The 19155-nt window shown below is 48.5% G+C and carries 17 protein-coding genes and 1 riboswitch; of the genes, 12 read left to right on the top strand and 5 right to left on the bottom strand.

All coding sequences use genetic code 11. The annotated features are described in order from the left end of the window. Positions 1-78 precede the first annotated feature (78 nt). The 3 genes from argH to LQE92_RS05325 are packed head-to-tail and all read right to left on the bottom strand — an operon-like array spanning position 79 to position 5095. On the bottom strand, positions 79-1455 hold the full coding sequence (argH, locus tag LQE92_RS05335; RefSeq protein ID WP_231061968.1) for an argininosuccinate lyase: 1377 nt from the start codon (positions 1453-1455) through the stop codon (positions 79-81). A gap of 18 nt (positions 1456-1473) precedes the next feature. Beyond that, positions 1474-4092 carry a YfhO family protein gene (locus tag LQE92_RS05330; RefSeq protein ID WP_231061967.1) on the bottom strand — a complete coding sequence of 873 codons (2619 nt, stop codon included), beginning with the start codon at positions 4090-4092 and terminating at the stop codon, positions 1474-1476. Between the two features lie 46 nt (positions 4093-4138). Then, positions 4139-5095, bottom strand: a complete 957-nt coding sequence (locus LQE92_RS05325) for a glycosyltransferase family 2 protein (RefSeq protein WP_231061966.1) — start codon at positions 5093-5095, stop codon at positions 4139-4141. A 198-nt stretch (positions 5096-5293) separates the two neighbouring features. Here LQE92_RS05325 and LQE92_RS05320 point away from each other — a divergent pair, with 198 nt between their 5' ends. The 11 genes from LQE92_RS05320 (at position 5294) to LQE92_RS05265 (ending at position 15548) form a co-directional block, all read left to right on the top strand. Beyond that, positions 5294-5920 carry a single-stranded DNA-binding protein gene (locus LQE92_RS05320; RefSeq protein ID WP_231061965.1) on the top strand — a complete coding sequence of 209 codons (627 nt, stop codon included), beginning with the start codon at positions 5294-5296 and terminating at the stop codon, positions 5918-5920. 70 nt (positions 5921-5990) lie between these two features. Then, positions 5991-6488: a cob(I)yrinic acid a,c-diamide adenosyltransferase gene (locus tag LQE92_RS05315; RefSeq protein ID WP_231061964.1), complete on the top strand. Its 498-nt coding sequence runs from the start codon at positions 5991-5993 to the stop codon at positions 6486-6488. A gap of 58 nt (positions 6489-6546) precedes the next feature. Further along, a riboswitch (Lysine riboswitch) is annotated at positions 6547-6721 on the top strand. A 179-nt stretch (positions 6722-6900) separates the two neighbouring features. Beyond that, positions 6901-7794 carry a 4-hydroxy-tetrahydrodipicolinate synthase gene (gene dapA / locus LQE92_RS05305; protein ID WP_231061962.1) on the top strand — a complete coding sequence of 298 codons (894 nt, stop codon included), beginning with the start codon at positions 6901-6903 and terminating at the stop codon, positions 7792-7794. Positions 7795-7873: 79 nt separating this feature from the next. After that, on the top strand, positions 7874-8629 hold the full coding sequence (dapB, locus tag LQE92_RS05300; RefSeq protein WP_231061961.1) for a 4-hydroxy-tetrahydrodipicolinate reductase: 756 nt from the start codon (positions 7874-7876) through the stop codon (positions 8627-8629). A 110-nt stretch (positions 8630-8739) separates the two neighbouring features. Continuing rightward, positions 8740-9108: a hypothetical protein gene (locus LQE92_RS05295; RefSeq protein ID WP_231061960.1), complete on the top strand. Its 369-nt coding sequence runs from the start codon at positions 8740-8742 to the stop codon at positions 9106-9108. Between the two features lie 160 nt (positions 9109-9268). Next, the gene (purC, locus tag LQE92_RS05290; RefSeq protein ID WP_147596076.1) at positions 9269-9973 is read left to right on the top strand and encodes a phosphoribosylaminoimidazolesuccinocarboxamide synthase; all 705 of its coding nucleotides are present in this window, start codon (positions 9269-9271) and stop codon (positions 9971-9973) included. Positions 9974-10033: 60 nt separating this feature from the next. Beyond that, positions 10034-11482, top strand: a complete 1449-nt coding sequence (gene purF / locus LQE92_RS05285) for an amidophosphoribosyltransferase (protein WP_231061959.1) — start codon at positions 10034-10036, stop codon at positions 11480-11482. A gap of 27 nt (positions 11483-11509) precedes the next feature. Further along, entirely contained in the window at positions 11510-12940 is a 1431-nt protein-coding gene (gene purB, locus LQE92_RS05280; RefSeq protein WP_231061958.1) for an adenylosuccinate lyase, read from the top strand. A gap of 144 nt (positions 12941-13084) precedes the next feature. Continuing rightward, entirely contained in the window at positions 13085-14374 is a 1290-nt protein-coding gene (locus tag LQE92_RS05275) for an adenylosuccinate synthase (RefSeq protein ID WP_231061957.1), read from the top strand. 10 nt (positions 14375-14384) lie between these two features. After that, positions 14385-14990 carry an HAD family hydrolase gene (locus LQE92_RS05270; RefSeq protein ID WP_231061956.1) on the top strand — a complete coding sequence of 202 codons (606 nt, stop codon included), beginning with the start codon at positions 14385-14387 and terminating at the stop codon, positions 14988-14990. A 282-nt stretch (positions 14991-15272) separates the two neighbouring features. Beyond that, entirely contained in the window at positions 15273-15548 is a 276-nt protein-coding gene (locus LQE92_RS05265; RefSeq protein ID WP_231061955.1) for a hypothetical protein, read from the top strand. 56 nt (positions 15549-15604) lie between these two features. Here the strand turns inward: LQE92_RS05265 and LQE92_RS05260 are convergent, their stop codons facing one another. After that, on the bottom strand, positions 15605-16603 hold the full coding sequence (locus LQE92_RS05260) for an aldose 1-epimerase family protein (RefSeq protein WP_231061954.1): 999 nt from the start codon (positions 16601-16603) through the stop codon (positions 15605-15607). Positions 16604-16721: 118 nt separating this feature from the next. Continuing rightward, positions 16722-17630: a nucleoside recognition domain-containing protein gene (locus LQE92_RS05255; RefSeq protein WP_331001240.1), complete on the bottom strand. Its 909-nt coding sequence runs from the start codon at positions 17628-17630 to the stop codon at positions 16722-16724. 187 nt (positions 17631-17817) lie between these two features. Here LQE92_RS05255 and LQE92_RS05250 point away from each other — a divergent pair, with 187 nt between their 5' ends. Next, a complete protein-coding gene (locus LQE92_RS05250; protein ID WP_231061953.1) occupies positions 17818-19002 on the top strand; it encodes a hypothetical protein in 1185 nt (394 codons plus the stop codon). Positions 19003-19155 lie beyond the last annotated feature (153 nt).

Below are 19155 nucleotides of genomic sequence, written 5' to 3'. Positions count from 1 at the left end.
CGGGTAGTATATGGATAAAGTGATTCGGAGGGCCGCGATGGTGTTCCATCGCGGCCCTCCGGATCATAACTCATTTCTTTATTCTTCTATGAGCATTTTTTGATAGCTCTTGATGACCTGTTCCATAACAGACGGGCCGGGCGCTCCCAAGGTGGTCCGCCTATCCACACAGGTCTTCAGGCTGATGGCGTCATAAATATCTTTTTCAAAAACAGGGCTGATTGCCTTGTACTCTTCCAGACTCATATCATCCAGAGAAATTCCCTTATCCAGACAATATAAGACCAGCCGGCCTACGATTCCGTGGGCATCTCGGAAGGGTATCCCGTGGTTCACCAGATAGTCGGCGGCGTCCGTGGCGTTGGTGAAGCCTTTTGCAGCGCTTTTTTTCATGATGTCTTTGTGGAATTTCATCGTGGAGATCATACCTGTGAATAGGCCGAGACAGCCCTTTGTGGTATCAATCGCGTCGAAGATCATTTCCTTGTCTTCCTGCATGTCTTTGTTATAAGCGAGGGGAATCCCTTTCATCGTGGTCAGGATGGATGTCAGCGCGCCATACACGCGGCCCGTTTTGCCCCGGACCAGTTCGGCAATATCTGGATTTTTTTTCTGCGGCATTATGCTGCTTCCGGTGCTGTATGCGTCATCCAGCTCTACAAACTGATATTCATTGGAATTCCAAAGGATGATCTCCTCAGAGAATCGGCTCAGATGCATCATGATAGTTGCCATGGCGCTGGCCAGCTCGATGAGATAATCCCGGTCTGATACAGAATCCATGCTGTTTCTGGTGGCGCAGTCAAAGTCCAGAAGAGCTGCGGTGTATTCCCGATCCAGAGGATACGTGGTGCCCGCCAGGGCTCCGGCGCCAAGGGGGCAGGTGTTCATCCGTTTTCGGATATCGAAAAGACGGCTTCTGTCACGAAGAAACATTTCAAAATACGCTCCGAAGTGGTGGGCGACGGTCACAGGCTGCGCTTTCTGCAGATGGGTGAAGCCGGGCATGTAGGCGGTGAGATTTTCCTCCATGATCTTGAGAATAGCTTGAAGAAGCTCTTTTACCAGGAAATTCAGTTCTCCGATCTCGTCCCGTACATAGAGCTTCATGTCCAGGGCGACCTGGTCGTTGCGGCTTCGGCCGGTGTGGAGTTTTTTTCCCACGTCACCAATCCTCTCAATGAGAGTGGCTTCTACGAAGCTGTGAATATCTTCTGCGGCAGGGTCAATGGAGAGGAGCCCGTTTTCCACATCGGAGAGGATGTGCTCAAGCCCCTCCACGATCTGTGCTTTTTCTTCATCCGTTAAAATTTTCTGTTTGGCCAGCATGGTCACATGGGCGATGCTGCCGCGGATATCCTGTCTGTAGAATCTTTGGTCAAATGAGATAGATGCGTTGAAATGATTGACTAATTCGTTTTCTTCTTTCGTAAAACGTCCTCCCCAAAGCTTCATGGTGAAATCCATCCTTTCTTACTTTTCCGGGGTATCTCCCGTATCATTTGTCTCTTTCTTTTGATTTTCTGTTTCTGTCTCAATATCGGCAGCCGCCGTCCGCTTTTTTCTTGCCGCATAGGTTCCGGCGGTCAAAATACATAAGAGGATCAAGGATGCGAGAGAGATCAGGATTCCCTTTGTCAGACCGTCCGGCTCATAGGAAAATTCCAGGGAATGAGTGCCCTCTGTCAGAGATACCGCAATCATGGTATCAGCAAACAGCTGCGGTTCCACTTCTACACCATCCACCTTTACGGTCCATCCCTTTTCATATGCGATGGAGGTATAGAGAAGACCGTCCTCCTTAGCCGTTACCCGGCCGGACAGATAGGTATCCGTATATTGGTCGGTGATGAAGGGCTGGCTGTTCAGCGCATTCATGCAATTATTCAGCTGATTGATATCCAGACGGTATGCCGCCGCGGTAAAATTCTGCTCATCCTGTTCTGTGGTCAGCGTGATAGTAGTCCCTGCCGTGCATTTTCCAAGATCCAGCAGATAGCCCCTGTCCACATTGGAAAAGTCCTTGGTACTTGTGCCCATCGTTACGCTTACGTCTTTAATAGAAGAGTTGGTCACGTCAATATAATAGAAACCGCTCTCTTCGATGGTCAGGGTGTATTGTCCGATGGACGAGGAACCGCCCTGAGCCGAGACAAAGATACTGCCGCATTTAGTGGCGGCGGTGGCAAAGGAATTCTGCGCCTCCACCGGATTCAGGATCTTGTAGTCCCAACGGTCCGACATGTCCGCGGGGAGCATAAAACCGATGGGAAGAGAATACCGGTTTTTATAGAGGTTTACATTTCCGTCCTCATCCTGAAGAGTATATAAGTCGCTGTCAAGCTCTTTGAGGGACAGTGTGTATTTGACACCCAAAAGTGCCGAAGAAAAAGGAGTAGCGCCGGTATAGCTGTATGCGTTAGTGTTTCCTTCCAGACCAAGGGCTTTATACAGATCGCTGATGTGGGCATTGGCCGTAGAAGAAAACAGGGAAGCCGAATGGTAATCCGCCAGCGCGGCATCATTCTTTGTCTTCCGGTTGTCTTTTTCGATGCGAAACAGGCTGGTATCTTCTTTTTCTATTTTTTCTGCCAGCGTCTGGTAAGAAGCCTGGTTTTCCAGGTAGGAGACCCGGCTGGTGGTGGTGACGCTGGTGAGAGCGGTATTCATGCTGGCTTCCACTGAAATGACGGCAACCGCTAAAATTGCGAGAGTAGGTGCCCATGCTTTGCCTTTTTTGTAGTAATATAGTAGTAAGGCATAGAGACATATGAAAAACAGGGTCACATAATATTCTTTAAAAGAAAAGGTCTCTTCCGTGATGATGGCTTCACAGAGAAAAATAAAGATGACAACGCCCCAGAAGCTTCCAAAAAACTGAGCCGAAGTATTTGCCCTGATGTTGCGGTAGCCCTCATAGCACATCGTCAGCAGTATGGCGATATACAGGAAGGACTGCCGGGCGGGCAGACTGTTGGGGAAATGGAAACCGTGCCATATGAAGTTCGGGATGTTAAGGGAGAAGCCGATGAGCATGATGAACAGCAGCACGCCTTTTACTGCTTTTTCCTTTTTGGGAATTTTTTTGTTCATCATGTACAGAGGGAAAAACAACAGCACGGCGACTCCACAGTATATATTGGGCCAATGGTCGAGGCCAATCTCTACTTTTACGTTGACAAAATGGCGGGCTATCATCTCGAAACAGGAAAAATAAGACGTAAGAGTCTTGGGAATATTTATATCTCCGGATGCCGTCATCTTCAGCGCAAACAGGACGGGTATCAGGAGAAAGGCGGCCAGCCCTCCTGCCAGAAGAGAGTATACGCCGAAGTTTACGCATTTTTTCAGGTAAGGAGTCCTCTTTTTTACCATGGAAACGGAACCGTCGGATGCCGCGGTTTTCACATCCTGGTGAGAAGGCTCCATGATCATCAAAGCGATGAAATACAGAACCATGAAAATGCACATCATAATTGAAATATAATAGTTAGAAATGATAGACAGTCCCAGTGTAATGCAGTACAATAAGCAATTGTCCTCTTTTACCAGACGCTCCAGCCCCAGGAGTACAAGAGGGGCAAGTATCAGGCAGTCCAGCCACATGATATTCCAGCTGTAGGCGGCCATATAGGCGGACAGCGCGTAAAAAATGGAAAAAAAGGAAATGCCCAGATCTCTTGTCTTAAAATGCCTGCTCAGATAATAGCAGAAGGTGAAACCGCAGAGTCCGATCTTTAAAACAATCATATAGGACATGAATTCGATCATCAGGCTTTGAGGCACCAAAATAGCGAGCCAATTGACCGGACTGGCCAGGTAGTAGGCATAAAGGGCGGTGAAATTGGAGCCCATGCCGATGTTCCAGGAGTAGCTCAGGCTGCCGCCCGTTTTCAGCTTTTCCATGAATTCATTCATGAAGGGGGCATACTGATGATACATATCCGTTCGCAGAAAGCTGTTGTCCCCAAAAGGGAAGATCTGCCTCTGGATGAAAATACCCAGCATGATCAGAACAGGAATAAAAAAGGAAAGGAGAAAGGGAGCTTTCTCCAGCATGGTGGTCTTTTGGCGGAATTTACGTCTTGTCATGTCGAAACTGCCTTTCTTTCATTATGAGAATGCGGAAGGGGCGGCGTCACCTGCTGTCTCCGCTTTCCTTGCTGTCTTCTATGTTGCTCTGTTTGACGATGTATATGGGCCTGTCCTTGGCCTCCATATAAATATGGGCGATATATTCTCCCAGAATGCCGATGGAGAGCTCGATAATGCCGCCTAAAAACAAGACGGCGCACAAAGTCGTCACATAACCCGGCACATCAATTCCAAAGATAAGGGTTTGGATCAAGGTGACGATGATATAAACAAATGCAACGATGGAGATCAGAAAACCCATGCCGGATACCAGGCGGAGAGGAGAAATAGAAAAGGAGGTGATTCCGTCGATGGCATATTTAAAAAGGCCCTTGAAGCTCCATTTAGTAGTTCCCATGGTCCGTTCTACATTTTCATACGGATACCATTTGGTCTCATAACCGACCCATGCAAAAATCCCCTTGGAGAACCGTTCTACCTCTGACAGTTTCAGGATGGAATTGACCATCTGCCTTGTCATGATACGAAAATCCACGGCAGCCTGAGGCATTTTGACATCGGACATTTTGTTGCTTATCTTATAGAAGAGATTAGAAAATACACTTCGAAACCGCGACTCTCCCTGCCTGGTGGAGCGCATAGCGGCGGCACAGTCATACCCCTCCTCGATGCCTTTCATCATTTCCGGAATCATGGCGGGAGGATGCTGCAGGTCGGCGTCCATGACGATGACCAGGTCGCCGGAAGAGTGCTGAAGACCGGCGAACATAGCGGCTTCCTTTCCAAAATTCCTGGAAAAAGAGAGATAGCGGACATTGGCGTGTACCTTTGCCAAGGTGTGTATTTTGGCCAGTGTGGTGTCCCCGCTGCCGTCATCCACAAAGATATAAGTAAACTGGTACCCTGCCATGGCAGAAACGGTCTCTTCGGTGACTTTGTAAAAGGTCTCCAATACCTCTTCTTCGTTATAACAGGGAACAATGATATCAACAGAAATCATAAGTTCTCCTCAATTAAAACAGATAGTTTGAAATTTTCCAAAACGCTACCATATATTGTAGTATACCCAGTGATAAAAGTAAATGAAGAAAAATTTAAAAATTTATGTATAAAATTCCCAGTTGAGGAATACACATAATATTAGCCTGAATTACCAGGTAATCAAAAGGACGAAACAGTGTTGAAAGGAGAAATACTAATGCCAGAGAAAATCATGGAGAACAACAAAGTCACCGTAATCGGAGAAATCATATCGGGGTTCACCTTCAGCCACGAAGTGTTTGGCGAGGGCTTTTACCTGACGGATATCTCTATCAACCGCCTGAGCGATCAGACAGATGTCATCCCGCTTCTTATCTCGGAACGCCTGATCGACATCACGGGGGACTACGCAGGGATGCTGGTGGAGGCCACCGGACAGTTCCGTTCCTATAACAGACATGAGGGAACAAAGAACCGTCTGGTCTTATCCGTATTTGTAAGAGAGATTGCTTTTTTGGAAGAGTTCAACGATTATACAAAAACAAATCAGATTTTTCTCGATGGATACATATGCAAGGCGCCGATTTACAGAAAAACGCCTCTGGGACGTGAAATAGCAGACCTCTTGGTGGCTGTGAACCGTCCGTATGGAAAATCCGACTATATTCCCTGTATTGCCTGGGGGCGGAACGCGAGATACGCGTCAGGCTTTGAAGTGGGGAGCAGAATCTGTGTATGGGGCCGTGTACAGAGCCGTGAGTACGTAAAACGGATCAATGAAACGGAAAGTGAGAAGAGGGTGGCTTATGAAGTATCCGTCAGCAAGCTGGAATGGGTAGAATAAAGTTGCAATATCTGGCAAACGGTGGTAAAATGTAAGAGATATACGACGAGTGGAACCTGGAGGGGGACCCATGAAAAAAGGAATCGTTCATGTTTTATGCGGAGAAGGAAGCGGAAAAAGCGCCTGTGCCATAGGCCTGGCAGTGAAAGCGGCCGGACGCAATAAGAATATCGTGATCATCCAGTTTCTGAAAGGCAGGAACGAAGAAAATGAAATGAGTAAGCGCCTGGAACCGGAGATCAAGGTTTTTTCCTTTGAGAAATCCGATAAGCCTTTCTCTGAGCTTTCTTCAGAAGAGAGAAAAGAGGAAGTCACAAATATGCGCAACGGCGTGAACTTTGCCAAGAAGGTGCTTTCCACCAGGGATTGTGATGTGCTCATCCTGGATGAGATACTGGGTTTGGTGGATTACGGCATTATTGAGGCGGCCGATATCGCGAAGCTTCTGGAGGCGAAGGATGACGATGTGGATGTGATCATGACGGGAATCGTCTTCCCCGATGAGCTTTATGGCTGTGTGGACAGTATTTCCAGGATCGATTCGGAGGATATTAAGAAATCCTGTTGATGACAGGTTGACAATGCCATATTTTGGTGTTATGATGACCAAAACTGATAAATTGAATAACAAATGTAGAGGTTGCGTTTTTCATCAGTATGCTGGCTGATATGTACAGGCATAGAAGAAGCCGGGAGAAAGGGAAGAACGCCGAAGGGACGAATAGCCTGAATAGGAGTTCCTGGGCGTATGGTTAAGAGCTATATGACTGTCATCCAGCCGGATGGAGCGCTACTTAAAGGATTTCAGCATGAGAACTTTTTCGTGCTGGTCATAGAATCTTTAGAGCTGGCCTTCTGGTCAGCTCTGTTTTGTGATATGGAGAAATTTTCTGGATTTTTCTGTGACACAAAGGGCCTTTGAAGGAGGCGGATCCTGGTGGTATTAAATGGGAAATTATTAATGTGAAGGAGGAAAAAAGATGGCAATATTCAAAGGAGCAGGTGTAGCGATTGTAACCCCTTTTCATAAAGACGGAAGTGTAAATTATGAAAAACTGACGGAGCTTTTGGAAGAACAGATCGCAGGCGGCATAGACAGTATCATTATCTGCGGAACGACAGGCGAGGCATCTACTCTCACCCATGAAGAGCATCTTGACGTTATCGGGCACACAGTGAAGGTGGTGAACGGACGGGTACCTGTAGTTGCGGGCACCGGTTCCAATTGTACCCAGACTGCGGTCTATCTGTCTGTGGAAGCCGAGAAGCGGGGAGCGGACGGCCTTCTGCAGGTGACCCCTTATTATAATAAGGCGACGCAGAAAGGACTGATCGCTCATTTCACCGCGGTGGCTGAGGCGGTGAAGATTCCGATCATACTTTATAACGTTCCCAGCCGCACCGGCTGCAATGTTCTGCCGGAGACAGCAGTATACCTGGCGAAACATGTGCCGAACATCGTAGGAATCAAAGAAGCCTGCGGAAATATTTCCCAGATTGCGAAACTGGCTCATTTGGCAGACGGATGTCTGGATATATATTCAGGAAATGACGACCAGATCGTACCGCTTTTGTCACTGGGAGGAATCGGTGTGATTTCAGTTCTGGCCAATGTCGCTCCCAGGCAGACTCATGATATTGTCATGAATTTCCTGGAAGGACGGGTGGCGGAAAGCTCGAAAATGCAGCTGGATGCCCTTCCTCTGATTGATGCCCTTTTCTGCGAGGTGAATCCGATTCCGGTGAAAACAGCCATGAACCTGATGGGAAAAGAATGCGGGCCGCTCCGCGGACCTTTGTCCCCCATGGAGCCGGAGAATGTTGAGAAACTGAAGAAAGCCATGACGGATTATGGCCTTTTGCTGAACGCATAAAACAAACAGGAAAACAAACGCCGGCAAACCTAAAGACATGACGGGATGCCGGCGCATCCGTCCATAAAGGAGAGAGAATATGACAAGAATCATCATGCATGGCTGCAATGGGCATATGGGACAAGTGATCACGGGACTTTTGGCTGCGGACGCGGATGCACAGATCGTGGCCGGTGTCGATTTGTCCGATCATTTACAGAATACTTATCCCGTATATACTTCACTGGAGGCGTGCCGGGAAGAAGCGGACGTCATCATTGATTTCTGTTCTGCGAAAGCGATTGACAGTCTTTTGGATTACAGTGTGAAAAGGCAGATTCCTGTGGTAATCTGTACCACCGGGATATCTGAGGAACAGATGGAGAAGATTCGGGAGGCGGGCAGGTCAGTGGCTGTTCTTAAATCGGCGAATATGTCCCTGGGGGTCAATATGCTCCTGAAGCTTTTAAAAGAGGCGGCTCAGACACTGGCTCCTGCAGGCTTTGACATTGAGATCGTGGAAAAGCATCATAACCAGAAGGTGGATGCGCCCAGCGGCACAGCACTGGCGCTGGCAGATTCCATAAATGAGGCTTTGGACAATGAATATGCTTATAAGTATGACCGTACTAGTGAAAGGTCAAAGCGCCCGAAAAAAGAAATCGGAATCAGCGCTGTGCGGGGCGGAAATATTGTCGGAGAGCATGAGGTGATATTTGCCGGTACCGATGAGGTGGTAGAATTTAAGCACACGGCCTATTCCAAGGCTGTGTTTGCGAAAGGGGCCATAGAAGCCGCTAAATTCCTGGCGGGAAAACCGGCCGGATTCTATGATATGAGCGACGTCATCGGATGACCGTCCGGAGCTTTTTTGACTGATAAAAAAATTGGGAATATTTAACGTAGTATTTTTCTCCATAATGTGCATATTAACAGTAGAAAATGCGTAAAAAGGAGAAAATAGTTATGAAGACAAAACGATTTTTCATGATGACGGCGCTGGTTCTTCTGTCTGCTTTTTTAGTGGTCGGATGTGGTACCAAGAAAAACGATAATAAGGAGACGACCAACGGGGCAGAGACCCACGGCTCCGAAAGCGCCGGAGAGAACGGTTCCGACAAGAACAGCGGAACGAGCGAGGGAAGTACAGACAAGACTGGTACGAGCCCCGCAGAAACAAACGGCACAAACGGTACGGACACCACGGGCGGTACCGCCCCCTCCGGAACAAAAAGCTCAGAAGGTCTTCTGGACGATGTGGGCGACGATGTGAAGGACGCCCTGGATGACATGAGTTCAGACGCGAGCAGTGATGTATCAGGCGCCACTGAATAATTTAAAGAATACCGCAGTAATTGAAATAAAGAGTCCTGAAATCAGGATTCTTTATTTCTTTTTTGGTGAATTTTGCGGTTGCGTTATTAATAGCGTTATATTATAATTTGCTTGATAGTGGGCGTATTTGTTGATTAAACTTTAGAAGAGGAGACAAAGAATGGAAAAACTGGATTTACTGTATGAAGGAAAAGCAAAAAAGGTTTATGCTACCAATGAGCCGGATGTCCTGATCGTTGACTACAAAGATGATGCGACAGCCTTCAACGGTCTGAAAAAGGGTACTATCGTAGGAAAGGGTGTCATCAACAACCGCATGACTAACCATGTGTTCAAGATGTTTGAAAAAGAGGGTATCCCTACCCACTACATCGAGGAGCTCAGCGATAGGGAGACAGCAGTAAAGAAGGTTGAGATCGTTCCTCTGGAAGTGATCATCAGGAATGTGGCCGCAGGAAGTTTTTCTAAGAAACTGGGGATTGAAGAGGGACGTGTCCTTGCGTGCCCTACTCTGGAGTTCAGTTATAAGAATGATGATCTGGGAGATCCCTTCATTAATAAATACTATGCCTTAGCTTTGGAGCTGGCAACAGAAGAAGAAATAGAGAAGATCACCAAAATGGCGTTCCGGATCAATGAGATCATGGTGGATTTCTTCAAAAAGGCCGATATCCAGCTGGTCGATTTCAAAATTGAATTCGGCAGATATAAAGGCGATATCATTCTGGCGGACGAAGTATCTCCCGATACCTGCAGGCTGTGGGATATCAATACCCACGCTAAGCTTGACAAGGACCGCTTCAGAAGAGATATGGGCGGTGTAGAGGATGCTTATCAGGAAGTATTCCGCCGCCTGGGCCTGTAAAGCCGGCCCGGTCATCCAGGATATTCAAACATCCATTTTGGAATGGAAAGGACAGGATTCATGCAGGAGCAGCCATATTTGACATACGATGATTCAGATGGGCTTCACGAGGAATGTGGAGTTTTTGGAGTCTATGATTTTGACGGAAACGATGTTGCGCCTACAATTTATTATGGCCTTTTGGCCCTCCAGCACCGCGGACAGGAAAGCTGCGGCATCGCAGTGAGCGATACGGAGGGCCCGAAGGGCAAAGTAAAGGTCTATAAAGGAATGGGCCTGGCCAGCGAGGTCTTCACTCCGGACGTACTGGAGGAACTTCGCCAGGGTGATATTGGTGTGGGACATGTCCGTTATTCGACCGCAGGAGGAAGCACCAGGGAAAACGCACAGCCTCTGGTGCTGAATTATATTAAGGGTACTTTGGCGCTGGCCCATAATGGAAACCTGGTGAATGCGCCGGAGCTTCGCCGGGAGCTGGAGTACGGCGGTGCGATCTTTCAGACGACGATAGATTCCGAGGTAGTGGCATATCACATTGCGAGAGAGCGTGTGAAATCGGGTACTGTGGAAGAGGCTGTCAGGCTGGCCATGAAAAAGATTTCCGGCGCTTATTCCCTGGTGGTTATGAGCCCCAGAAAGTTGATCGGAGCTCGTGACCCCTTTGGATTTAAGCCCCTTTGTATCGGGAAGCGGGATAACGCTTATATTTTGGCGTCGGAGACCTGCGCTCTGGATACGGTGGGAGCCGAATTTGTACGGGATGTGAAGCCTGGTGAGATTGTCACAATCACAAAAGAAGGAATCAAGTCCGACAGGAGTCTCTGTCTTCCGCCTGAAAAAGAAGCAAGATGTATTTTTGAATATATTTATTTTGCGAGGCCGGATACGAGGATTGACGGTGTGAGCGTATACCATGCCAGGCTTGCAGCGGGCCGCTTTTTGGCTGAAGATCATCCGGTGGAGGCCGATCTGGTAGTTGGAGTTCCGGAGTCAGGAAACGCGGCGGCACAGGGATATGCCCAGGAGTCCGGTATTCCCTATGGGACGGCCTTTGTGAAGAACAGTTATGTGGGACGAACGTTCATAAAACCCAAGCAGAAAAACAGGGAGTCCAGCGTACAGGTGAAGCTGAATGTCTTGAAAGAGTCTGTGGCGGGGAAAAGGATCGTCATGGTAGACGATTCTATCGTCCGCGGCACTACCTGTGGCAGGATTGTCGGCATGCTGAGAGAAGCCGGGGCAAAAGAAGTCCATGTGAGGATTTCCGCGCCGCCTTTTCTTCATCCATGCTATTTTGGCACGGATATCCCTTCGGAAGACCAGCTGATCGCCCATGGCCGGACAACAGAGGAAATATGTAGGGAGATTGGTGCCGACAGTTTGGGGTACCTGGAGCTGGAGCGGCTGCCGCAGATGGCAGAGGGACTGCCCATATGCTCGGCCTGTTTCAGCGGTGAATATCCCATTGCCCCGCCCGAGGAGGACATCCGCGGCGAATATATACGATAAACGAGCGGTTTAGGAAAGGAATACAATATGTACGATAGATACCAGAGCCCTTTATCAGAGCGTTATGCCAGCAGGGAGATGCAGTATATTTTTTCTCCGGACAAGAAGTTCCGGACCTGGAGGAAGCTGTGGATCGCGCTGGCGGAAACAGAACGTGAACTGGGACTTAATATCACCCAGGAGCAGATTGAGGAGCTGAAAGAGCACCAGGATGATATTAATTATGAGGTGGCAAAGCAGAGAGAAAAGGAAGTACGCCACGATGTGATGTCCCATGTGTATGCGTATGGCGTACAGTGCCCTAAAGCAAAGGGGATCATTCACCTTGGGGCCACCTCCTGTTATGTGGGAGACAATACGGATATCATCATCATGACGGAGGCTCTTAAACTGGTACGCAGGAAACTCATCAATGTGATAGATGAGCTGGCCGGATTCGCGGATAAGTATAAGGCTCAGCCCACTCTTGCCTTTACTCATTTCCAGCCGGCTCAGCCGACGACTGTGGGGAAGCGCGCTGCTCTGTGGCTTCAGGATTTGATTCTGGATCTGGAGGATGTGGAATATGTGATCGGCACAATGAAGCTTCTGGGCTCTAAAGGAACTACGGGTACCCAGGCCAGCTTCCTGGAACTGTTTGACGGAGACCACGAAAAGGTGAAGCAGGTCGATAAAAGGATAGCGGAGAAAATGGGATTTGCCGGCTGTTACTCTGTTTCAGGCCAGACGTATTCCAGAAAGGTGGACAGCCGCGTGGTGAACGTCCTCGCGGGGATTGCCCAGAGCGCGCATAAATTCTCCAATGATATCCGTCTGCTCCAGCACCTGAAAGAGGTAGAGGAGCCCTTTGAAAAGAGCCAGATCGGCTCCTCAGCGATGGCGTATAAAAGAAATCCCATGCGCAGCGAGCGTATGGCTTCTCTGGCGGACTATGTGATGGCAGATGCTATGAATCCTATGCTGGTGGCTTCTACACAGTGGTTTGAGCGTACTTTGGATGATTCTGCCAACAAACGGCTGAGCGTGCCGGAGGGTTTCCTGGCTGTGGACGGTATCCTGGATCTGTATCTGAATGTGGTGGATGGTCTGGTGGTGTATCCGAAGGTGATCGAGAAACGCCTGATGTCTGAGCTTCCTTTCATGGCAACGGAGAATATCATGATGGACGCAGTTAAAGCCGGAGGGGACAGACAGGAGCTTCATGAAAGGATTCGGACGCTTTCCATGGAGGCTGGCAGAAATGTGAAGGAGAACGGCGGGGATAATAACCTTCTGGAACTGATTGCCGCTGATTCCGCTTTTAATATGACGCTTGAGGAACTGAAAACCACTATGGAGCCGTCCCGGTATGTCGGAAGGTCCAGGGAACAGGTGGAAGAGTTTCTGCAGGAGGTCATTAAGCCGGTCCTGGATGCAAATGCAGAGCTTTTGGGTGTCAAGGCGGAGATCAGCGTTTAAAATAGATGATAACCTCTTATTGATTTTACAAGGGTTTTCATATATACTGTATGAGGCGGCAGTTTTGTCTGCCGCCTGTTTCATGCTGTCAGGAAGTATTGTTTTGAGAGTGATCTAATCTCAGGTTCTTAGGAGGACAAAAGAATGGTAAGAGCGATTGTAGGAGCCAACTGGGGCGACGAAGGAAAGGGTAAAATAACAGATATGCTGGCTGAAAAATCGGATATCATCATCCGGTTCCAGGGTGGCAGCAACGCAGGCCATACCATTATCAATAATTATGGAAAATTTGCGCTGCACCTGCTTCCTTCCGGTGTATTCTATGACCATACCACCAGCATCATCGGAAACGGCGTGGCTCTGAATATTCCCTATCTGCTTAAAGAAATCAAAGCGTTGGAGGAGAAGGGCGTGCCCACTCCGAAAATTCTGGTTTCCGACAGGGCCCAGATCATGATGCCCTATCATATGCTGCTGGATGCCTGCGAAGAGGCCCGGCTTGCGGGTAAATCCTTCGGTTCTACCAAATCCGGCATCGCGCCGTTCTATTCCGATAAATACGCGAAGATCGGCTTCCAGGTCAGCGAGCTGTTCGGCTGCCCCGATGAGCTGATGGATAAAGTAAAGAATGTCTGTGTTTTGAAAAATGTGCTTCTGGAGAACCTGTATCATCAGCCGCCGCTGGTACCGGATGAGGTATTCGCGACCCTGATGGAATATAAGGATATGATCGCTCCCTATGTCTGCGACACTTCCGCGTATCTCCATGAAGCTCTGAAGGAAGGTAAGAATATCCTGCTGGAGGGTCAGCTTGGTTCTCTCAAGGATCCGGACCACGGAATCTATCCGATGGTCACCTCGTCTTCTACCCTGGCTGCTTATGGAGCCATCGGCGCCGGCATCCCTCCCTATGAGATCAAGAATATCACTACGGTGGTTAAGGCATATTCCAGTGCGGTAGGCGCGGGAGCCTTTGTCAGTGAGATTTTTGGAGATGAGGCGAATGAGCTCCGAAACAGAGGCGGTGACGGCGGTGAATACGGTGCGACCACAGGCCGTCCCAGGAGAATGGGCTGGTTCGATGCTGTGGCCAGCCGCTATGGATGCCGGGTACAGGGAGCCACTGAGGTTGCCCTGACGGTCCTGGATGTGCTGGGATATCTGGATGAGATTCCCATCTGCGTAGGATATGAATATGACGGAAAGGTGGAAAAAGAATTTCCCACCACGGCCAAGCTCGAATATGCAAAGCCGGTCTACAAAAAGCTTCCCGGATGGAAATGCGATATCCGTGGTATCCGTAATTATGAGGAGCTGCCGGAGAACTGCAGGAATTATATAGATGAGATCGAAAAAGAAATCGGCGTACCGATCACTCTTGTTTCCAATGGACCCGGCAGGAGTGAGGTGATCGAGAGGAAACCTCTCATATAGGAGGCGGATCATGATTCGTTCGGTAATCTTTGATATTGGAAATGTTCTTGCCGACTTCAACTGGCGGGATTATCTGGAGCGTTTTTCCTTTTCAGAGGAAGAGGAACGGGCCGTAACAGAAGCTCTTTTCCTGAGCCCTAAGTGGAAAGAAGTGGACAGAGGAAGGCTTCCCGACGAGGAACTGCTGGTTTCCATTTGTGAGGATGTGCCGGGATATGAAGAGCAGGTCCGCAGGGTGTATGCGGGAGCGGCGGCAGCAGTGGAGCAGAATAGCTATGCGGCAGGTCTTTTAAAAGGACTGAAAGAACAGGGATATCGGATTTATATCCTGTCCAATTATGGAAAAACTTTTTTCGAAGAACGATTGTCTCGTTTTGAGTTCCTTCAGTATGCGGACGGTCAGGTGATTTCCTATCAGGTACAGTCTGTCAAACCGGAGCCGGAAATTTATGAGACCTTGATTTCCAGGTATCAGATATGTCCGGAGGAAGCAGTGTTTTTTGATGACCTGCCTCAGAATCTGGAAACGGCCAGACAGTTTGGACTGCATACCGTCCTCGTGACGGGCTACGAGTCAATCGTCGAAGGGCTGAAGAAATTTGATATAGAAATATAAATGATAAAAGACTGTGTCCTCCGGTTCAAACGAATCGGCGGACACAGTCTTTTGTTCGGAATATATGATTCAGAGGGCAGACGTACTTCGTGGCGCAAGGTATACCTTTAAATATCTTTCAATCAAATTCATTTTTATAGTCGAGGAGACAGGAGTAAGTCCGCTTCCCGCACCGAAATAAGCTTTTGTTTGTTGTGAAAGCCATTGGGGCGGCCACAGAGGCCCGCTGCCGTGAGGCATGCGGGCCCTGTGTATATCCAATCCTTTTCTGGAATCAGGAATATGGCACATGTCTGTAACGGTGCGGCAGACAGGAAACCGTCAGAACGATTCCGGGCCGGCCTAAAGGTGAGCGCCGCAGGGCAGCGGCCGGTGTTCCCCAGGCGGAGGGAGACAGAAACGGAAATACCGATTCCGTTTCTGAGAGAACAGGAGACGGGAAATCATAAAGATTTCCTGTCGACATGTGAACGGTACTGCCGGAGCGGGGATAAAGCGGCGCCTGCATCGCCAGCGAACCGAAATCGTGACGGCTCGGAACTTCTGCCGATTTCCTGACCAGAACTAATAGAATGCTTCCAAAAAGTATTTTGTATCATTGTTATTGAGACGTACTATTTTGCAGCTTCCCAGTCGGCCTCTTTGTCGAAGAACTCCACTTCCAGCTCAAAGCAGCGGACCTCTCCCGGTTTAATGAACTGCAGGGCACCGTTTTTGCGAAGCTCCGCGCGGCCTTCCAGCTTGCTGATGGTGGGTTCAAGACCGAGGACATAGTCCCTCTCGCCCATCATCTTCCACTCTGTCATATAAGGAATCTGTTTTTGATCCCAGCGGATGGCCAGACCAACGCCGGCATCGGGGTTAAAGATTTTTGCGCAGGGTTTATTTTCTTCAAATTCATGGTAATAGCATTGTTCCTGGAAATTAGGCGTGGGTGCGAGCATCTTATCCCAGGTATCGAGATCCTTTGCCGCATGGTCGTCCCTAGGGATGATATTTTTTGAGGATACGGCCACCCTGGAAGTTTCACTGAGAAGTGGATATCCCATATTCATGTGGTACAGGAGCATGAAAGGTTCATCTGCGGAACCAGCGTTTTTCACACTGTCGGTTATCTTCAGTTTGTTTGTGCCGCATTCACAGGAAATCGTTCTGGTGAGGATGAGTTTCTGTTTGAAGATTTCTGCATCGCTGACTCTGGCGTGGATCTCGATTTTGCCGTCTTCTTCCGTATAATAAATATGGTCCGCCGGAATGTTGGAAATGGTTCCGTGAAGAGGGCATGGGATATCGCCGTCCACGCTGGGAGTACCGATGGCCTGAAGTCCGCAGGTGGTGAGAAAACCACAGGTGAAGGATTTCAGGAAACCGAATCCGGGTTCATCGTAATAAGCAGGAGCCACATATCCGGCGGGCCCCATATAATTTAAGTTTACGCCTTTAAAAGAAATACGGGAGATGTCTGCTGCGCGGTCTGCGGAAACCGTGAACTCCAGGCCGCTTCCGTTCCGAACCTGGAACAGGTGCATGCCGTCTCCCTTTCCTCCTGCCAGCCGATGTTCTTCTACACCGTAAAACTGTGTGTCATGTCCGTAATAGCTTCTGTTTACCATAGTGTAAACCCCTCCTTGCCTTTTATAAAAGCCTTTATGATACTGCTATTATAATGCCGGAAGAAGGACAGGTCAATAACATTCTGGGACGGCATACCGGGCAGGAGCCGGGATGCGCTCAGATGAAGCCGAACAGCCGGACAACAGCGGTGAACAGCATACAGGCCAGCACACCGAATACGGTGGGCAGCAGGAAAGCGGTAACTGTCCATTTGATGCTGCCGGTTTCTTTTTTTATGGTCAGGCAGGTGGTGGAGCAGGGCCAATGCATCAGGGAGAACAGTATCATGGATACAGATGTGGCCCAGGTCCATCCGTGGGAGACCAGGAGCGCGTGCAGCTCTGCCAGGTTTCCGGATTCCACGAGAGTCCCTGCGGAGAGATAGCTCATGAGGATGATCGGAATCACAATCTCATTTGCGGGAAAGCCCAGGATGAATGCCAGGAGGATCACACCATCCAGACCCATCAGGAGCCCCAGCGGATTCAGGAAGGAGGAGGTCCACTGGAGCAGGGACAGACCTTCCAGGCGGACATTGGCGATGAGCCAGATGACCAGACCTGCCGGAATGGCTACGATCACGGCGCGGCCCAGGACGAATAAGGTGCGGTCCAGAACAGAGCGAATGAGTACTTTTTTAATCTGCGGCTTCCTGTACGGCGGCATTTCCAGTATGAAAGAGGAAGGTTCCCCCTTTAATATGGTGACAGACAGCAGCCGGGATGCGGCGAAGGTCATCAGGATAGAGAACGCAATGACTCCTGTGAGGATGAGCGCGGCTTGGAGACTGCCCAGCAGCCCATTTCCTGTGCCGACGAAAAACATGGTGATCAGGGCAATCAACGTAGGGAACCGTCCGTTACAGGGGATGAAGGCGTTGGTCAGGATGGCAATGAGCCGCTCCCTGGGGGAGTGGATGATTCGGCAGCCGGTAACGCCTGCAGCGTTGCACCCGAGCCCCATGCACATGGGCAGTTGATATTTGGATGCGAAGAATACGGATCCGATAAATACTTCTTTGAACATCCGATTCATAATAGACAATGAAATTCTGTAATATGGCTGACAATCAAAAGCGGACAGATTATGTGTCTAAAAACAATTGAATATAAAGTAAATATATAGTATTATTAAAATAATAATTGATAAATTTATGATAATTTAAGGATAATTAAAACAACAATATGGAAGATACCATAGGGAGGTGCTGAGAATGAAATCAAAGAAATATTTGTTCTGTATAATCGCAGCTTCACTGCTGGTTTCTGCTTCCTGTGCTGAAACACAGGAAAGCAGGAAGCGGTCCGACGAGAGTCAGGAGGAGCCTGTAGTCTCCAGTTGGTTTATTTGTGTAACAGAAAAAGGAATCTTATTATCGGGAGACGGAGGTATGCTGCAGTTCTATGATTATCAAGCAGATACAACTTACCCGCTTTGTGCCCGGCCAAATTGTACTCATGAATCGGACGATTGTACGGCAAATTTATTTCGGGGCCGGGCGGTGTTTCCAGCCATTTATCGTGACAGGCTTTACTATATCAGATCGGCAATAGAAGGGAAGCCGGTTACTTTCTGCCAGGCGGATGCTGCCGGAGAACAGGAAAAGGAGCTGGCTGTTCTGGGGAATGTACAGTTCACTGGATCTGAAATGCTGTATTACGGGGGAAAGGCTTATTTTTCTGTTATTCAAGTGGAGACAGAAGAAAACGGGGATGCTGTTGAAGTCTTGAAACAAAGCGCCAGTATCTTATCCATTGACTTGGAAAATGGAAAAACAGAGGTGCTCCTGAGAAAAGAATACGGAACGGATGAGAGTCTTTTTTACGATTTGCTGTACATATATGAGGATAAGATGTATCTGAATTTAGCGGGTGTGCAGGATCCAAGCCAAAACACTTATTGGATTATGAGTCTGGACACAGGGGATGTGACACCACTTGAAGACGGCGCAGGCGTTTCCCTTACAGACTGGAGCCATGGGAAAGCAGTTTGTCAAAGGGGAGGAACAGACCAGGACAACAAAGAGGAAGAGGGTATGTTTTCGATATGGGATTTGAAGACTGGGGAGAAAAAACAGGTCGGCAGCTTCATCGGAGGCCCCATGGTCATTATAGAAAATGACTTGATTTATGTAAGCTGGGAGGAAGGCTTTCAGGAGGGAGAATGGAAGTATTATAAATTCGACGGTGGGGAGACAGAAACATTTTTAAAGATCCAGGGCGGAAAAATGAATTTCCATCCCCAGACTTCGGTTAGCAAAAATGGTCAGGAGATGATCGTTGGACGTCGAACGATCATGAAAGACGGCAAAAGTGTGGAGGGCTGGTATATCATTTCCGCGGAAGATTTTCTGAAAGGAAAAGAAAATTATAAATTTTTGTGCTGGATAAATGAATAGAGCTGATCAGGGGGGCATCATCATGAGGGCTGCCCCTTTTTTCGTATATCGTACAAGCTCCTTCACATAGAGTGAATCAAAGAAAAACCAATGAAAGGGCAGCTCTGTGGAGGAAGAAAGCAAGGAAAAAGTCAAATACGAAGTGGAACTTTT

Origin of the sequence: Lientehia hominis, from assembly GCF_021044755.1 — a bacterium.
Classification (GTDB): Bacteria; Bacillota; Clostridia; order Lachnospirales; family Lachnospiraceae; genus Lientehia; species Lientehia hominis.
The sequence above is the reverse complement of the archived record's forward strand: the minus strand, read 5'-3'. Positions and strand labels throughout refer to the sequence as shown.